General features: G+C 72.7%; 18 protein-coding genes. 9 read left to right on the top strand and 9 right to left on the bottom strand.

From position 1 onward, the window contains the following. Positions 1 to 12 precede the first annotated feature (12 nt). Positions 13 to 933 (bottom strand): helix-turn-helix domain-containing protein, encoded by a 921-nt coding sequence (locus ACFV9M_RS03565; protein ID WP_385063784.1) that lies wholly within the window; start codon positions 931 to 933, stop codon positions 13 to 15. A 60-nt stretch (positions 934 to 993) separates the two neighbouring features. After that, positions 994 to 1,224 carry a DUF397 domain-containing protein gene (locus ACFV9M_RS03560; RefSeq protein WP_385063782.1) on the bottom strand — a complete coding sequence of 77 codons (231 nt, stop codon included), beginning with the start codon at positions 1,222 to 1,224 and terminating at the stop codon, positions 994 to 996. A gap of 127 nt (positions 1,225 to 1,351) precedes the next feature. Here ACFV9M_RS03560 and ACFV9M_RS03555 point away from each other — a divergent pair, with 127 nt between their 5' ends. The 5 genes from ACFV9M_RS03555 to ACFV9M_RS03535 all read left to right on the top strand — a co-directional run bounded on the left by ACFV9M_RS03555 (position 1,352) and on the right by ACFV9M_RS03535 (position 5,053). Then, positions 1,352 to 1,834 (top strand): ATP-binding protein, encoded by a 483-nt coding sequence (locus tag ACFV9M_RS03555; protein WP_385063781.1) that lies wholly within the window; start codon positions 1,352 to 1,354, stop codon positions 1,832 to 1,834. A gap of 2 nt (positions 1,835 to 1,836) precedes the next feature. Beyond that, a complete protein-coding gene (locus ACFV9M_RS03550; RefSeq protein ID WP_385063780.1) occupies positions 1,837 to 2,325 on the top strand; it encodes a hypothetical protein in 489 nt (162 codons plus the stop codon). A 185-nt stretch (positions 2,326 to 2,510) separates the two neighbouring features. Further along, positions 2,511 to 3,476, top strand: coding sequence for a pirin family protein (locus ACFV9M_RS03545; protein ID WP_385063778.1), 966 nt, complete (start codon positions 2,511 to 2,513; stop codon positions 3,474 to 3,476). Positions 3,477 to 3,941: 465 nt separating this feature from the next. Further along, on the top strand, positions 3,942 to 4,190 hold the full coding sequence (locus tag ACFV9M_RS03540; RefSeq protein WP_385063776.1) for an aldo/keto reductase: 249 nt from the start codon (positions 3,942 to 3,944) through the stop codon (positions 4,188 to 4,190). 119 nt (positions 4,191 to 4,309) lie between these two features. Further along, positions 4,310 to 5,053: a hypothetical protein gene (locus ACFV9M_RS03535; RefSeq protein ID WP_385063774.1), complete on the top strand. Its 744-nt coding sequence runs from the start codon at positions 4,310 to 4,312 to the stop codon at positions 5,051 to 5,053. A 535-nt stretch (positions 5,054 to 5,588) separates the two neighbouring features. Here ACFV9M_RS03535 and ACFV9M_RS03530 read toward each other — a convergent pair. Genes ACFV9M_RS03530 through ACFV9M_RS03520 form a run of 3 tightly spaced genes read right to left on the bottom strand, consistent with a single transcriptional unit; the run spans position 5,589 to position 8,112 of the window. Next, positions 5,589 to 6,728, bottom strand: a complete 1,140-nt coding sequence (locus ACFV9M_RS03530) for an alpha/beta fold hydrolase (RefSeq protein ID WP_385063772.1) — start codon at positions 6,726 to 6,728, stop codon at positions 5,589 to 5,591. A 50-nt stretch (positions 6,729 to 6,778) separates the two neighbouring features. Further along, on the bottom strand, positions 6,779 to 7,621 hold the full coding sequence (locus ACFV9M_RS03525; RefSeq protein WP_385063770.1) for a thioesterase II family protein: 843 nt from the start codon (positions 7,619 to 7,621) through the stop codon (positions 6,779 to 6,781). A 53-nt stretch (positions 7,622 to 7,674) separates the two neighbouring features. Next, a complete protein-coding gene (locus ACFV9M_RS03520) occupies positions 7,675 to 8,112 on the bottom strand; it encodes a DUF5132 domain-containing protein (protein WP_385063768.1) in 438 nt (145 codons plus the stop codon). A 124-nt stretch (positions 8,113 to 8,236) separates the two neighbouring features. Between ACFV9M_RS03520 and ACFV9M_RS03515 the strand changes: the two genes are divergently transcribed. The 4 genes from ACFV9M_RS03515 to ACFV9M_RS03500 all read left to right on the top strand — a co-directional run bounded on the left by ACFV9M_RS03515 (position 8,237) and on the right by ACFV9M_RS03500 (position 13,869). After that, positions 8,237 to 9,826, top strand: a complete 1,590-nt coding sequence (locus ACFV9M_RS03515; protein ID WP_385063766.1) for an ABC transporter substrate-binding protein — start codon at positions 8,237 to 8,239, stop codon at positions 9,824 to 9,826. Positions 9,827 to 9,873: 47 nt separating this feature from the next. After that, a complete protein-coding gene (locus tag ACFV9M_RS03510; protein WP_385063764.1) occupies positions 9,874 to 10,860 on the top strand; it encodes an ABC transporter permease in 987 nt (328 codons plus the stop codon). 109 nt (positions 10,861 to 10,969) lie between these two features. After that, positions 10,970 to 12,823 carry a dipeptide/oligopeptide/nickel ABC transporter permease/ATP-binding protein gene (locus ACFV9M_RS03505; protein ID WP_385063762.1) on the top strand — a complete coding sequence of 618 codons (1,854 nt, stop codon included), beginning with the start codon at positions 10,970 to 10,972 and terminating at the stop codon, positions 12,821 to 12,823. Next, a complete protein-coding gene (locus ACFV9M_RS03500; RefSeq protein WP_385063760.1) occupies positions 12,820 to 13,869 on the top strand; it encodes an ABC transporter ATP-binding protein in 1,050 nt (349 codons plus the stop codon). The genes ACFV9M_RS03505 and ACFV9M_RS03500 overlap by 4 nt, the downstream gene beginning before the upstream one ends. Positions 13,870 to 13,903: 34 nt before the next feature. Here the strand turns inward: ACFV9M_RS03500 and ACFV9M_RS03495 are convergent, their stop codons facing one another. The 4 genes from ACFV9M_RS03495 to ACFV9M_RS03480 are packed head-to-tail and all read right to left on the bottom strand — an operon-like array spanning position 13,904 to position 16,373. After that, the gene (locus tag ACFV9M_RS03495; protein ID WP_385063758.1) at positions 13,904 to 14,092 is read right to left on the bottom strand and encodes a hypothetical protein; all 189 of its coding nucleotides are present in this window, start codon (positions 14,090 to 14,092) and stop codon (positions 13,904 to 13,906) included. Between the two features lie 33 nt (positions 14,093 to 14,125). Continuing rightward, positions 14,126 to 14,869 (bottom strand): SRPBCC family protein, encoded by a 744-nt coding sequence (locus ACFV9M_RS03490; RefSeq protein ID WP_385063756.1) that lies wholly within the window; start codon positions 14,867 to 14,869, stop codon positions 14,126 to 14,128. 23 nt (positions 14,870 to 14,892) lie between these two features. Further along, positions 14,893 to 16,146 carry a cytochrome P450 gene (locus ACFV9M_RS03485; RefSeq protein ID WP_385063754.1) on the bottom strand — a complete coding sequence of 418 codons (1,254 nt, stop codon included), beginning with the start codon at positions 16,144 to 16,146 and terminating at the stop codon, positions 14,893 to 14,895. An 11-nt stretch (positions 16,147 to 16,157) separates the two neighbouring features. After that, complete coding sequence (locus ACFV9M_RS03480) at positions 16,158 to 16,373, bottom strand: MbtH family protein (RefSeq protein ID WP_385063752.1); 216 nt, start codon at positions 16,371 to 16,373, stop codon at positions 16,158 to 16,160. Positions 16,374 to 16,376 lie beyond the last annotated feature (3 nt).

Genomic DNA, 16,376 nt, shown 5'->3' with positions numbered 1-16,376 from the left:
CCGGCGGGCCGGTCAGGTGGCCGGGTAGCGGCGCTCCATCGTCTCCCTCAGCAGCGCGAGGGACTCCCGCGGGTCGAGGGCCTCGTCGGCCAGCCGGTCCAGGCTGACCCGGTACTCCTCCGTCTCGTCCCGGTCCTCCAGGAAGGTCGCGCTGCGTATCTGCTCCAGATAGACCACGTCGGGCAGGTCGGATCCGCCGAACCGCAGATAGGTCACCGGTATGGCCGGCGCGGACGCGTGCGTCACGTCCAGCGGCACGACCTGGACGGTGACGTTCGGCCGCCGGGCCATCTCCACGAGGTGGGCGAGCTGCTCGCGCATCACCTCACGGCTGCCCAGGACGCGCAGCAGCACCGACTCGTCGACGACGGCCCACACCTGCGGCGCGTCGGGCCGGTCGAGGAGCTCGCAGCGTCGCGTCCGCAGCTCCACCCGCCGCTCGACCTCCCGCGCCGACGCCGTCGGCAGCCCGCGCTGCACGACGGCACGCGTGTACTCCGGGATCTGCAACAGGCCCGGCACGTACTGGATCTCGAAGGTACGGATCGCGGTGGCCGCCTCCTGAAGTCCGACCAGGCGGTCGAACCACTCGGGCATCAGGCGCTTGTCGTACCGCTGCCACCAGCCCGGCTCGCCCGCCCGGCGCAGCAACTGGAGCAGCACGGACGCCTCGTACTCGCCGGCCCCGTACAGCTCCAGCAGGGCGCGGACGTCCGCCTCGGCGGGCGGACGGCGGCCCTTGCCCGCCTCGATCCGCGACAGCTTCGCCGGGCTGAAGCCGAGGGCCCGCGCGGCCTGCTCCTGGGCGAGGCCGGCGTCCTCCCGCATACCCGCCAACTGCACACCGACCAGCATTTTCAGCAAGGTCGGGGCGGGCTCGGCCCGGTTCAGATACGGTTCGAGGCGGGAGAGACGAGGCGACTCGGCTGACATCCTGACTCCCCGTTGACCGGCAGACGACAGACCGCATTATCGCACCCGAAGGCCTCCGTCCTACAACAGGTGGTCGAACTCCCCGCCCTTCGCCCCGGCGACGAACGCGGCCACCTCGGCCGGTGTGTAGACCAGGGCCGGGCCCTCGGGGTCACGGGAGTTGCGCACCGCGACACCTCCCCCCTCCAGCACGGCCAGCTCGACACAGTTGCCCTCGGCGTTGCTGTGACTGCTCTTGATCCAGCGGACGTCCAGCTCGCTCGCCCGCACTCCGTTCGGCACTGACGACACAGCACTCTCCTCGCTAGTACGCGCAATTTCCCGTGAAATTGCACGAGGACATCGTCAGCGTGGATAATAACGGTGTCGTCAACCGCACCCCCGCCGACCCGTCCTGACCTCGCCTCAGGGAGATGCCGTGTCATCACCTGCGCAGTTCCGGAGCCCCGAGTCCGTCCGCGACCCGGCCAGAACCGCCACACTGCACCTCACGGGCAGCCGCCAGGGCTTCAGCGAGGCACGGGACTTCACCCACCGCACCCTCGACGGCTGGCGCCTGGACCACTGCACCGACGACGCGCTCACCGTCGTCACCGAACTGGCCTCCAACGCCGTGCTGCACGGCCTGCCGGACGCCCTGCCGGACGCGCCCGCCGACGACACGGACGTACGGCTCAGGCTCACGCTGCGCCGTTCCCACCTGGTGTGCGCGGTGACCGACCCGAGCGACGAGCCGCCCGTCTACCCGCACATCGTCAACCCGCACACCGTCGACCCGCTGCTGGAGCACGGCCGCGGACTGCGCATCGTCGACGCCCTCGCGGAGCACTGGGGCTGGACCCGCCGCTTCCCCGAGGGCAAGACCGTCTGGGCCATGCTGCCGACCCGTTCCCACACCTGACCATGACTCCTCCCCCAAGACACGCACCGCTCGACCGCCTGGCCCACGTGCCGTGGCCCGAGATCAAGGACTCGACCGGCTGCGCCGCGGCCATCCCGTTCCTGCTCGCCGCCGTCGCCCGCGGCGACGCCGACACCGCCGGCTCCGCACTCGGCCAACTGCGCGGACGCATCTGCCAGTACGGATTCGTCGTCGGCCAGGCCACGGCGGCGACGGTGCCCTTCCTGTGGGAGCTCGTCCGGCTGCCGCAGGTCACCTGCCGGGTGGAGATCCTCCACCTGCTGAAGAGCATCGCCGCGGCCCGCCAGTGGGAGACCACGGCCGCCGCCTACCCGAAGCTCCTGCGCCGCCGCGACAACTACGTGGAGTGGGAGCGCGAGGCCCGGCACGCCGTCCACGCCGAGCGCGGCATCCTGCGCCACCTGCTCGACGAACCGGACCGGGAGATCGTCCGCGCCAGCAGGGAACTGGCCGCCACGCTGACCGACTGACACCCGCCGGCCCGCCGGACGCCGCACCACGTCGGGCGCGCTTCACCGTACGGCCCGGCCCGGCGAACGGGCCGAGCGCTCCGGGACGCCTGTGCGGTGCGGGACGCCTGTACGGTGCGGCGGCGACGCCCCGAGGAACACCGCTCCACGGGCCCCGGCCGCGTGCGCCAGCTAGGTTGTCCGCCATGAGCAACCTTGACCGCGCCCCCGTGCCCAGCGTGTGCGGCGGCCGCGGATTCGTCGTCGCCGAGCCCGTCCGCGAGCTGCTGAGCCCCCGGCACGTGAAGCTGGGAGAGGCGACCGAGGTGCGTCGGCTGCTGCCGAACCTCGGCCGGCGCATGATCGGCGCATGGGCCTTCGTCGACCACTACGGCCCCGACGACATCGCCGACGAGCCCGGCATGCAGGTCCCGCCGCACCCCCACATGGGACTGCAGACCGTCAGCTGGCTCCACGAGGGCGAGGTGCTGCACCGCGACTCCACCGGCAGCCTCCAGACCATCCGCCCGCGCGAGCTGGGGCTGATGACGTCGGGGCGGGCGATCAGCCACTCCGAGGAGAGCCCGAAGGCGCACGCCCGCTTCCTGCACGGCGCCCAGCTGTGGGTCGCGCTGCCGGACCCGCACCGGCACACCGCGCCCCGGTTCGAGCACCACCCGGTCCTGCCGACGGTCACGGCTCCCGGCCTCACCGCCACCGTGATCCTCGGCGACCTCGACGGCGCGACCTCCCCCGGCACGGCCTACACCCCGATCGTCGGAGCCGACCTCACGCTCCGACGCGGCGCCGACGTACGGCTGCCCCTGGTCCCCGACTTCGAGTACGGCGCCCTGGCCATGTCCGGCGAGGTCCACGTGGACGGCGTGCCCGTGCTCCCCGGCTCGATGCTCTACCTCGGCTGCGGCCGCACCGACCTCCCCCTGCGGGCCGAGTCGGACGCGGGGCTGATGCTGCTCGGCGGCGAACCCTTCGCCGAGGAACTGATCATGTGGTGGAACTTCGTCGGGCGGTCCCAGGACGAGATCGTACAGGCGCGCGAGGACTGGACGAAGGGCACCCGTTTCGGCGAGGTGCGGGGCTACGACGGGGATCCGCTGCCCGCGCCGGAGCTGCCGCCCACGCCCCTCAAAGCGCGGGGAAGGGTGCGCTGACCTGGGGTAATCGGGCTTCCGACCCACGGAGTTCCCAGGCCGCCCCGCCGCCGTTCCAGCCATAGGGATCTCTGGTGGCACGGGTCCCTCGGGCGCTGCCGCGGGGGCGCCTCCGAAGGGTCCGTGATTCCAAGGTGTGGGCATCTGTGAGCAGCTTTGGCCGGACGAATGCTGACCCAATGCTGACTTTACTGACGGGTCATCAAATGAGTAACGGCGGGGGGTGTTCACTCGCTGGGACACCGGCGTAGGAACAGAGCGGTAGCGACGTGCTGCCGGCTGACGCCGTCGTTCGAGTGGAATCAGGTTGTGGGGATGCGGTTGCAGGTGAACCACTCAGGCGTTTGTGGGCACCCAACAGGTTCCGACGACGGTGGGATGACTATCCGCTCCTCGGTCACGGCCGCCACGATGGCTGCTCGGCGCGCCGCCAGAAAGGACGCGCGTTCTGTTAGGGAGCGTCTCGTGCAGACAAGGAAACTGGGCAAGCCGGGACTGACCGTGTCAGCGATCGGCTACGGCGCGATGGGCACCGCCACCGGCTACGGACCCTCCGACAACACAGAGTCGATCACCGCGATCCGCCGCGCGTACGAACTCGGCGTCACCCACTTCGACACCGCCGAGATGTACGGCTGGGGCGAAGGCGAGAAGCTCCTCGGCCACGCCCTCGCGCCCATCCGCGACCAGGTGACGATCGCGAGGGTTCCGTGAGTATCTGACCGGGCTGCTGGCGCCGCGGTAGCGGAACAAGACGCTCACCTGCCTGGCAGGGGCGGAGCCGGTGGCTGGTGCGGGGATGCCGGGGGTGCAGGGGCTGCAGTTGTTCCTACGTGGTCGCGCTCAAGCCGCACCGCGGCACCTGGGCCCCGGCGGACCAGCCGCACACTCCCATCGAGGCCGCCCGCGCCCTGGCCTGGCGCGATGCCAAACGTCCCGGCGACTGGACGCCCGTGGAGCGTCACTTCCGCGACGGGCACACCGAGACCTGGTGGGCCGCTGATGCCCGCCTGGCCGGCTACGGACCCGACTCACCCTGCCGGCTGGTCGTGGCCACCACCGACCCGGCCGCCCTGCCGGAGAAGGCCACCTGGTACCTGGCCACCAGCCTGCCCCACCCCGACGCACCCCACGCCGCCACCAGCCCGCACCCGCCGGCCGACCTCGCCGAGATCGTCCGCCTCTACGGCCTGCGGCCGTGGATCGAGCAGAGCTACAAGCAGATCAAGGACGAACTCGGCCGGGCCGACTTCCAAGTCCGCTCCGACCGCGCCATCCGCCGCCACCAGACCCTGGTCAACTGCGCCTTCTCCTTCTGCTGGGACCAGTGGTTCGCCCCACCCGGACCCCTGGACGCCACCGCACCGGACCCGTGCCCCGACGAGGGGCCAGAGAGGGGGACCGGCCCCGTCCCTCCAGCCCCAACCGCCCTGCTGGCCCAAGGCCTTACGGGCCATCCGCTCCTGGCTCACCCCCGCCATCACCCTCACCCGGTGGTGGCGAGCCTGGACGGACACGGATCCACCCTCCGAACTCCAGGCCCTGATCGACGCGGTCACCAACGGACACGGCATTGACCTCTGCCGCCGGATCTAACGAACTACCAGTACCCAAGAGGACCGGGCAGCCGCCGAGCACCCACGCGGCGCTGGTGGTCGAGGTCTTGACGGCCCGCAAGTCCACCCGGCCGCTTCGTCCGCTCCGGGGTAGGCCATTACGGGCCTGCCGATCGGGTAACGCGGGTTCCGCTGCTCTGCGTTCACTGGACGGCTTCAAGGGCGGGTGGTCGTGGAAGATTTCGGTCGCCATGGCCAGCAGTGTCTCGCAGTCCTCGCCATCGATCGGGCAGACGACCATGGGAATAGTCATGCCGTCCTGCCCTTCGTCGCCCACGGCGCGAACGGCCTGAACCCTCTTTCACACGCAGCCGGCCACAGTGGTCGTCCCGCAGGGGTGGCGGGTGGCTTCGAATACCGGGCCGCGGGGCCAGGGCACGTCCGCACCGCGGTCTCCCCATGTGGCTTTCCACGTTCGGAGACCACGCGCGGTGCGTGGCATGAGGGCTGTGATCCTTCGTCTGTGACGGCGCCGATGAAGCGATCCGCGCAAGTCCTACGCCTTCCACGTCCCCGTCTCGCACTGGTCGAGCAGCGAGTCCACCACCCGCACCACGAACTCGGGCACGACGTCCGGGAAGTCGTGGCCGGTTCCTTCCGGGGTGTAGATCCTCCGTGCGCTGCTGGAGGTCGCAAGGAACCGTTCCCGCACGGTGAGGAAGAAGTGCCGTACCCGGGCTCTCTCCTGCGGATCGTCGACCGCGTCGAAGAGCGCGTCACCGCCCGTGAGGTCGCGTGGCGCCAGGAGCAGCAGGGGCAGGGCGCCGAGTTCGCCGTCATGGACGGCCGTGTGCCAGCCGTCTCTGGTGATGCCGCCCGGTGTCAGCTCTCGCAGGATCGACGCCGCCGCGCAGTTCGCCCTGGTCCGCAGTTCGATCGTCGCGAGGATCCGCGCGGGGTCGTCGGACGCCGGTGTCCCCTTCCGGCCGGCGAGGGGGTGGAGGCCGAAGAGGTGCCGCAGCGCGAGGACGGCCTGGTCCCTCGGGGCGCGGCGCATGCCCGGAAGCGCCGGGCCGAAGGCGACGGCGTCGGGCGGGGTGGGATCGAGGAGCACCAGACCGGCGACGAGGTCGGGGCGCCGCCGGGCGGCGTTGGCCATGAGCAGCCCCCCGAACGAGTGCCCTACGAAAACGTAGGGGGCCTTCTCGCCTGCCCGCTCGAGCGCCGTGAGCAGTTCGACGGCTTCTCCCGCCGTCGTGCGCGGGAAGGGGCCCAGGTCGCTCCATCCGGCTCCCGGACGGTCCACCAGGACCGAGCGCATCCGGGGCCGCGCCAGGGAGTGCAGCCGGTGCATGGCGTATCCGCCGGCGTGGCCGCCCGGCATCCAGACCACGGTGGGCCGCGGTCCGGACTCTCCCTCGGCCAGCACGTGTATGCGGTGGCCGCCTACGTCGACCATGCGCCCTGGGGGCGGATACCTGACCCGGACCCGCGCCACGTGCACCAGGTGGCGCAGCGATCCGAGACCGAGCGCGAGGGCCACGGCCCACAGCACACCGCCGAGGATCCGCCTGCCGGCCCCCAGGGTGACGCACCAGGTGCCCACGGCCGCCGGCAGGAGGGCGAGGGCCGACCCGGCCCCGTCGCGGCCGAGCAGCGCGAGCATCGTGTCGGTGACGCGTGTTCCCGGTCGCATGCCTGTCGCTCCGTCCCCGTCTTCGCGGCCGCGGTCGGCCGCCGCAGAGCTCAGCGACCGGTCGGACCATCGTCCCCCGGGAGTCCCGCGGGCGCCATGCGCAGTGCTGTTCGACCGGGGTGTCCGGCACGTGCGAGACGTGCCGCCACGTCTGCGACCACGTCGGCCTGCCGAGGCACGAGGTAGAAGTGGTCGCCGGGGAACGCGCGCAGGTCGAAGGAGTCCGGGGTGGTGAGGTCGGACCAGGCGCGGACGCCGTCGAGCGCGCAACTCGTGTCCTCCTGGCCGACGTAGGCGGTGAGGGGCGCCTTGACCGGGGTCGGCTGCGAGGGGTGGTAGCTCTCGATCAGCCGGTAGTCCGATCGGAGGGCGGGCAGCAGCAGCTCGCGCAACTCCGGGATGTCGTACGCCTCCGAGTGCATGTCTCCCAGGCGTCGGACGTGGGCGATCAGCGTGGCGTCGTCGGCCTCGTGCAGGGCGGCGCCTGCGGCCCGATGTGGCGCTTCGTGTGCGGACACCATGAGGTGCGCGGGGAGGATGCCGTGCGTCTCCAGACGCACGGCCACCTCGTAGGCGACGCAGGCGCCCATGCTGTGCCCGAAGAGCGCCAGCGGCCGATCGAGCCAGGGCCGCAGTGCCATGGCGATCGCGTCGGCCATGGCGGCCATGGACTCGATGCAGGGTTCCGCGAGCCGGTCCTGGCGGCCGGGGTAGCGCACGGCCAGCACCTCGACGTCCGCTGGGAGGAGTGCGGGCCAGGCGTGGAAGAGCTGGGCCGTGCCGCCGGCGTGCGGGAAGCACAGCAGCCGGAGCCTGGGCTCGGCCGCACGCCGGTGGACACGGAGCCACTTCTTCTCGTCGATGCCCCCCGTGGAAGTTCCGGTCACTGGCATCCGATCGGTCTCCCTGGAGGTGTCTCGGTGGGGCGTCTGTCCGTGGTGCGGGCTCAGCCTGCTTTGGCGGCGCTGCGGGGCTTGGCGGCGGGTTTGCTCCGTCCGCCGGTCTGTCCCGCGTTGGCCTGCGCGTGCGCCGGCCCGCCGGTCGCCGCTGCCTGCGGCGCGTGGAGGGCGCGCATCTCGGCGCTCACCTCGGCCGCGAGGCCGTGAATCTCCGCGCTGGCTTCGTGGACGGCCCGCTGCACTTCGAGCCCCAGGCCTACCGACGTTTTGACGATCCCCCGTACCAAGGGCTTGCCGACCCTCTTCACCAGGGACGCTGCAACCAGACCAATCAGGAAAGGAGGTACTACAGGCGGCATGGCGCGACATCCTTTTCTTCTGGCGGAGATAAGGAAAAAAGACGTGGAAAAGTACATGGTATTGGTCGTGAGGGAGACCGATAGGCATTCGCCGCGTTTTTCACCCGTTCGAGTGTGGCGTGGCATCTTGTCGATAATGGGAACGTCTGTCGGGCGGGCTCACTCGGACGGGGGACATCGTCCGGCGTGTCCCCGTTCGGCCACGGAAGGCCCCACCGCCGCCCTCGGCCGTGGTGGCACGATGACCGCCATGCACCGCCGACCCGTTTCATCCCCCAAGGCCCGGTCCCTCGCAGCCTCGGCCGTCGTGTCGGCTCTGCTGGCCGGCTGCGGCGGTGACGTGTCGTCGACGCGCACTCCGGTGGTCGTGGACGGCACCGTCACCATTGCCAGCGCCTCCGAGACGCCGAGTTTCCACCCGTACTCGCAGTTCGGCCTCTCCCTGGCTCCGTACGCGTACGACTCCTTGGTCTCGGTCGCGCCGGGCGGCCGGGTGGTGTCCGCCCTGGCCGAGAGGTGGCGGGCCGGGGCCACCTCGGCGCGTTTCACCCTCCGCGAGGGGGTGACCTGCTCCGACGGCACGGCCCTGACCGCCTCCGCGGTGGCACGGTCCCTGCGCTACGCCGGCGACCCCCGCAACCGTCTCGTCGGCGCCCGGACCGCCCTGCCCGGCGTGCCGTTCACGGTGTCGGCGGACGACGCGGCGCGGGAGGTGTCGGTGCGGACGGCGTCGTCGTACAGCTTCATCGTGCGGACGATCGGTCTGCTGCCCGTCGTCTGTCCCGCCGGGCTGGCGGATCCGGCGGCGCTGGACAGGAGCACCGCAGGCACCGGCCCGTATGTGCTGAGCGACTACGCCTCGGGAGGCCCGTACGTCTTCACTCGACGCGAGGGGTACGCCTGGGGGTCGCGGGGAGCGGGCAACGCGGCCCCGGGGCAGCCGGCGCGGATCGTGGTGAAGGTGGTCCCGCAGGAGGCCACGGCGGCGAACCTGCTGCTGACGGGCGGGGTGAACATCGCCATGGTGACCGGCCCGGACCGGGAGCGGCTGGCGGGCCACGGCCTGACGGCCGCCCAGGTGCCGACCGTGGTGGGGCTGACCTTCTTCAACGAGCGCTCCGGCCGGCCGCTGAGCGATCCCGCGCTGCGCCGGGCGCTGGTGGGCGCCCTGGACCGCAAGGGCCTGGCCAACGTGGCGATCGGCGGCGACGGGACGCCCGCGCGCCATCTCACCGCCCGCGACTCGCTCTGCCACGCCGACGTGGCCACCGGGAACGTGCCCTCGTCCGGCGCCGTGCGGGGGCTGCGCGCGGCGGGCTGGACGAAGAACGGACGGGGCCGATTGGTCAAGGGGGGCCGGCCACTGCGGCTACGGGTGCTCAGCAGCGGCGACTTCGGCTCCACCCTTCCGTCGGTCGCCGAGCTGATGGCCGTGACGTGGCGGGCACTGGGCGTGGACGTCGACCTCGTTGGCGAGAGCGGCAACGCGGTGGTCCACGCCATGTACGGGAGCGGCGACTTCGACGTCGTGGTCGGCAGCTCACCGGGGCCGCAGCTGCCCGCGCAGCTCGTCCCGTACTTCTCCGGCCCGCCGTCGTCGGGGAAGCTGAACTTCGCGCACGTCACCAACCCCGCGTACGACCGCCTCGTCGCCCGGGCCCTGCGCTCGCCCGGCGACACCGGCTGCGCGGAGTGGAACAGGGCCGCCGCGGCGCTCCTGCGCTCGGCCGACGTGCTGCCCGTCGCCGACGGCACCAGCACGGTGTACGGCCACCGGACGACGTTCCGCCTCGCGCCGGGGGGCCGGATCGTGCCGACCAGCATTCGCCTGCACCGGTAACCGTGGCGGACGCGCCGCCCGGGCTCCCGCCGGTCGAGGAGGTTCCCATGACGACCGTGTCCGCACGGCTCGGCGTCCGTCCCCGGGTCCCCCCGTGGGTCGTGTTCTGCGGCCGGCGCGCGGTCCGGCTGGTGGTGTCGCTCTTCGTGGTCGTCACCGCGTCCTTCGCGATGATCCGGCTGATCCCGGGGGACCCGGTGCGGGCCGCGCTGGGCGTGGACGCGCCGCCGGACCTGGTGGCGGCGAAGCGGCACGAACTGGGCCTGGACCGCAGCCTGCCGCAGCAGTACTGGGATCACCTTCCGCGCCTCGCCCGGGGCGACCTGGGGGTGTCGCTGGTGTCCGGCGAGCCGGTGGCCGACCTGGTCGGGGCGCGCCTGCCGGCCACGCTGCTGCTCGCGGTCCTGGCCTTCGTGTGCGTACTCGTCGTCGCCCTCCCCGGAGGGCTGATCGCCGCCGTGTGGACGCGCGAAGGGCGGCGCCCGCGGACGGAACTGGCGTTCACCGCGACCACCTCGGTCCTCGTGGGCGTGCCGGACTTCGTCCTCGCGACGGGTCTGACCGCGGGGCTGTCGGTGGCGCTGCCCCTGTTCCCCGTCGCCGGCGACCTCGGCCCCCGGTCCTGGGTGCTGCCCGTCATGGCGCTGGCGCTCGCTCCGACCGCGGTCCTGCTGCGGATCGTGCGGGTGGAGACGCTGAAGGTTCTCGCCGCGGACTACGTCCGCACCGCCCGCGCGAAACGGCTGTCCGCCGTCCGGCTCCACCTGTGCCATGTGGCGCCGAACGCGCTCACCGCCTCGCTGACGTACGCCGGCAACCTGTTGCCGGCCCTGATCGCGGGGACCGTGCTGGTCGAGAAGGTGTTCGCCTGGCCGGGCATCGGTTCGGCGATGGCGCAGTCCGTGGCCGCGCAGGACTACGCGGTCGTCGAGGCGTCGGTCCTGGTGCTGGGCTCGTCGGTCCTCGCGGTGAACTTCCTGGTCGATCTCGCGCTGGCGCTGCTCGACCCCCGATCGGTCATCCGGAAGACGTGATCCGATGGTGCTGTCCCCCGCTTCCCCGTCCCCCGTCCCCCCGTCCAGGCCGTCCGCCCCCCGCGGCCGGTCCCGCGCGTCCCGGTCGGGCTGGGCCACCCCCCTGGGCGTGACCACCCTGGCGATGCTCGTCTCGCTCGCCGTCCTGGCCATCGTCGGGGAAGTGCTGTGGGGGCAGCGGGCCGACCGGCCGGACCCGTCGGCGGTGCTGCGGGGACCCAGCGCGGAACACCTGCTCGGCACGGACCACCTCGGCCGCGACCAACTCGCCCGGCTGCTCTCGGCGACCTGGCCCTCCCTGCTGCCCGCCGTCACTGCCACGCTCCTCGGAGCGGTCGCGGGCATCACCCTCGGCGCGCTCACCGCCGTCGTGGGCCGGCGCGCCGCCCGCCTGCTGGGAGCCCTGATCAACCTCCTGCTGGCCTTCCCCGCGATCCTCGTCGCGATGTTCCTCGCGGCCCTCTTCGGGGCGGGCGCGGGAGGTGCGGTGATCGCGCTCGCTGTCGCCTCCGCACCCGGCTACGCCCGGATCGCGCAGACGCTCGCCGCCCAGGTGGCCGGGACCGACTTCATGGCCGCGGCACGCGTGCTCGGGCTGCGCCGTCACCGGCTCCTGCTGCGCCATGTGCTGCCCCACATCGCCGAACCGCTGCTGCTCAACACCACGGTCGCCGCTGGCTCGGCGCTCGTGGCGCTGTCGGGGCTGAGCTTCCTCGGACTGGGTGTGCGTCCCCCGGCGTACGACTGGGGTCTCCTGCTCAACCAGGGGCTGGACCGCATCTACACCGAACCGCTGCCGGCCGTGGCGCCGGGCATCGCGATCGTCTACGCCGCCGTCGCCTTCCAGTTGCTCGGCGAGATGCTGGCCGGAGCCGCCGCGCGACGAGCCCACCCGTGCCCGGAGGAAGAGCCCGCGGCCCGGCCGGCCCTCACCGGCCGCCCGGCGTCCGCGGACCACCTGCTGGAGGTGGACGACCTACGGGTCGACCTCCCCACCGCGAACGGGGTGGTCCGGCCCGTCCGCGGTGTGACCCTCGCCCTGCGGCGCGGGGAGATGGTCGGCCTGGTCGGCGAGTCCGGTTCCGGCAAGTCGATGACCGCGCTCGCGCTTGCCGACCTGCTGCCCGGCGGCGCCCGCGCGACCTGGAGCACCCACCGGTTCCTCGGCGCGGACGTCGGGTCGACAACCCGCAGGCAGCGGCGCGGGCAGCTGGCGACCGGCATGGCGTTGGTCTTCCAGAACCCGGCCTCCGCCTTCAACCCGTCGCTGCGCATCGGCACGCAGATGACGGAGGCCGTGCGCACGCACCGGGGCGTCCGCCGCGCGGAGGCCGTCGACCAGGCGCTGGACCGGCTGCACCGGGTCGCCCTGCCCGCCGGACGCCGGTTGCTCCGGTCCCGCCCCTTCCAGCTCTCCGGCGGTCAGCGCCAGCGCGTGGCGATCGCGACGGCGTCGATGATGCGTCCCGCCCTCCTCATCGCGGACGAACCGACGACGGCCCTGGACGTCACCGTGCAGCGGCAGATCATGGGGCTGCTCCACCGGGTCCGGGACGACGACGCCACGGCGGTCCTCCTCATCAGCCACGACATCGCCCTGGTCGCCGATGCCTGCGCCCGGGTGCTGGTCATGTACGGGGGCACGATCGTGGAGAACCTCCCCGCCGGCGAACTGGCGGCCGGGGCACGGCATCCGTACACGCGGATGCTCGTCGCCTCGATCCCCGACCTGGACGCGGCCCCCGGCCGCGCCCTGCGCGCCATCGAAGGGGGCCCGCCCGATCCGTACGGCACGGCCCCGGGCTGCGCGTTCCGCGAGCGCTGTCCCCACCGGCTGGAGCGGTGTGCGGTGGAGAACCCCGTGCTGTCCCCGCTGGGCCCGGGACACGAAGTGGCCTGCTGGCAACCGCTGCCCGCGCCGCCGTCCCGTGCGCGGCAGGGATCCGAGGAGGCGCAGAAGTGAGGACGGGGCCTGGACTGGAGTTGGACGAGGTCACCGTCCGCCACCACGGTCCGCTCGGGTCGGTCACGGCGGTGGACCGCGTGTCGCTGGACGTTCCCGCGGGCACGACGGTCGGCCTGGTGGGCGAGTCCGGGTCGGGGAAGTCCACGCTGGCACGAGCCGTCGTCGGGCTGGACCCGTTGTGCGGCGGACGGATCACCGTCGGAGGGCGGGAGTACGGCGGGCGCCGGGCGGCCGACCGGCGCGGGCTGGGGCGGCAGGTTCAACTGGTGTTCCAGGACCCGGACACGGCGTTGGACCCGCGCATGACGGTTCGGCAGTCGATCGCCGAAGCGGCCGGGGCGTTCGTCCGGCTGGATCGCCGCGACCGCGCACAGCGCGTGGCGGACCTGCTGGAACGGGTCGGTCTCGACGCCGGCTGCGCCGACCGGCTGCCGCGGCAGCTTTCGGGCGGCCAGCGCCAACGGGTCGCCGTCGCCCGCGCGCTCGCCGTGGACCCGGCGGTACTCATCGCCGACGAGATCACCTCGGCCCTCGACGTGTCGGTCCGGGCGGCGCTGCTCACGACGCTCCGGGACCTGCAGCGGCACATGGGCTTCGCCATGCTGTTCATCAGCCACGACCTCGCCGCCGTCCGCCACGTGTCGGATGCCGTCGCCGTGATGTACCTCGGCCGGATCGTCGAGACCGCCGCCACCGAGCACCTGCTGAGCGGCCCCAGGCATCCTTACACCCGGGTGCTGCTCTCCGCCGTGCCGCGTCTGCACGCAGGCGGACGCCCGGCAGTGGAACCCCTGCTCGCCGGGGAGCCGCCCGATCCCGCGTCGCCGCCGGCCGGGTGCCGCTTCCATCCGCGCTGCCCCGTCGGACCGGACCGGCGCCCCGGGCGGGACGTCTGCGTCCTGCAAGACCCGCAGGAGGACGCGACCGGCCGGCCGCATCGCGCCGCCTGCCACTTCCCGTACCTCGCCGACGTCCGCCTGCCCCAGGCGCGGAGCGTCCCCTGGGACGGGAACGGTACGGGGCCGGTGCCGTCCGGCGGTTGACGTGCCGGACGGCACCCGTGCCGCGACGAGCGGTCTACCGGCGGCCGCGGGCCGGCACCGAGCCGAGCTTGGCGCCAAGCACCGACAGGAAGGTCGGGAGCTTCGCCACCGCGGATTCGGGGACGGGGGTGACCTGGACGGTGTCCCGGACCACGTCTCTCACCACGAGTTTGTAGGTGCCGTCCTCGCGGACGAGTTCGGCTGCGTAGAGCAGTGTTTCCACCAGAGGTCCTTCAGTCGTGTCGTGCGACGGGGATCAGGCGCCGTCGAGCCAGGCGTTCCACGGCTCGGTGGCCGCCGCCTCGTCCGCGTCCTCGGCGAACAGGTGGTGGCCCAGCCAGATCGGCCAGTTCCAGGAACTGCCGTTGAAGAAGCGGTACAGCGCGTCAGGGGCCCGCAGGCCGAGGAAGTCGGCGTCCAGCCAGTCCACGACCACCTCCGTCGGGCCGCCGTCCGTGCCGGGCAGGGCGAGCGACAGCCGGTCGCCGACGGCCGAGTCGTCGGTGAGGCCGAGGCGTCGGCGCAGCGCGGCGAAGTCTGCCGGGTCGTCGGTACGCGCGGTGCGCGAGGCCCTGACGTAGACGGCGGGGCGGCCGGCGAAGTGGGTCAGGTACGCGGCGAGGGAGTGCTGGTAGAAGTCGACGTGCCGCTCGGCGGCGTCCGTCTTGGTGTCCCACTCCCAGGCGTCGTCGACGACCCCGGTGTGCACCCAGTGGATGCCCGTCCGCAGGCGGGTCGTGCCGCCGTCGGCGGGCTCGACGCGGTAGGTGAGCGTGTTCGAGAACCCTCCGTCCTGTTCCGACCGGACCGCGAAGTGGCGCGGCGGCTCCCACGCCACGACGGTGCTGTCGCCGCGCGTCACCTTCCCGCCGACGCGCGGTTCGACCTCCATGGGGTACAGCCAGCCGAGGTTGCCGGCGCCGGTGGCGACCGCGTCCCAGACCCGTTCGGGTGATGCGGACAGGTCCTGTTCCCGGCGGACCTCGAATTGTCGTGCCACGGGCACGTCTCCTTCGTCGTTCTTCATGGTCGGTGGGTGAGCGGAAGCGCGGTGAGCCGCCGCTGCAACGGGTTGGGCCGCCAGTCGAGGACCGCGCCGTCGGCCGGCCGCAGGTGCGGGAGCCGGCGGACCAGCGTGCCCACGGCGACCTCGGCCTGGAGCTTGGCCAGCGGTCCGCCGAGGCAGAAGTGGGGACCGTGGCCGAAGCTGAGGGGCCGGCTGCTGGAACGGGTCAAGTCGAGCCCGTCGGGGTCCTGGAAGCGCTCGGGGTCCCGGTTGGTCGCGGCGAGGAACAGGTACACCAGCTCGCCCTCGCGCAGTCTCCGCCCGCCGATCGTGAGGTCCTCGGCGACGACCCGGACGATCGCCTGGGTCGGCGTGTCGTAGCGGGCGAGTTCCTCGACGGCCGTGCGGATGAGCGCCGGGTCGGCGCGCAGCCGGGCCAGTTGGCCGGGGTGGCGCAGCAGGGCGAGCATGCCGTTGCCGATGAGGTGGGTGGTGGTCTCGTCGCCGGCGGTGATCAGGACGAAGCAGGTGGACAGCAGCTCGGAGTCGGTGAGCCGGTCGTCCTGGGCCTGGGTGGCGACCAGGGCGCTGATGAGGTCGTCACCGGGGTCGGCGCGGCGGCGGCGGACGAGCCCGGCGAGGTACCCCTCGTAACCGGCGATCGCCGCCTCGGACTTGTCGATGTCCTCGCTCAGCCGGCCGAAGCGCTGGAACCAGCTCTTGACCCGCGGGAGGTCCTCGGGCGGGATGCCGAAGAGTTCGCAGACGACGGCCAGCGGCAGCGGGGAGGCGACCGCCTCGATCAGGTCCATGGTCGGGCCGGCTGCGACCGCCTCGTCGATGAGCCGGTCCACGATCTCCTGCACCCGGCCGCGCAGGGCTTCGACCCGCCGGGCCGTGAAGGCCCGGTTGGCCAGCTTGCGCAGCCGGGCGTGGTCCGGCGGGTCGGTGTTGCTCATGACCCGGCCGAGCCGGTCGGTGAGCCGGCTGAACGCCTTCAGGTCGCCGCCGAGCGCGGTGCAGGCGCGAGTCATCCGGTCCCGGTCGCTGGAGAACCGGGGGTCGCCCAGTGCCGCCTCGACGTCGGCGTACCGGGTGAGGTACCAGATGCCCTGGGCGCTGCGGTGGACGGGGTCCTCGCGTCGCATGCGGGCGTAGAAGGGGTACGGGTCCCGGCGGGCCTCGGCCGTGAGCAGGGCCGCGGCGAGGTCGTCGGACCGGGCGAGGTCCGCGCCGTCGCGGTCCTCGTCGGTGGTTTCGGTCAAGTTCACCGCGGACCGCGCTACTGCTGGGCGTTCATGGCGTCGGCGAGGCTCTTGGGCCGCATGTCGGTCCACGAGCGCTCGACGTACTCCAGGCAGGCGGCGTGGGTGTCGGGGCCGTGGGCGACGGTCCACCCGGCGGGGACGTCGGCGAACTGGGGCCACAGCGAGTGCTGGTTCTCGTCGTTGACGAGCACGAGGAAGGTGCCGTCCTGGTCGTCGAACGGGTTGGTCATGGG

This window comes from Streptomyces sp. NPDC059895, assembly GCF_042731035.1.
In the GTDB taxonomy this organism is placed as follows: Bacteria; Actinomycetota; Actinomycetes; order Streptomycetales; family Streptomycetaceae; genus Streptomyces.
The sequence above is the reverse complement of the archived record's forward strand: the minus strand, read 5'-3'. Positions and strand labels throughout refer to the sequence as shown.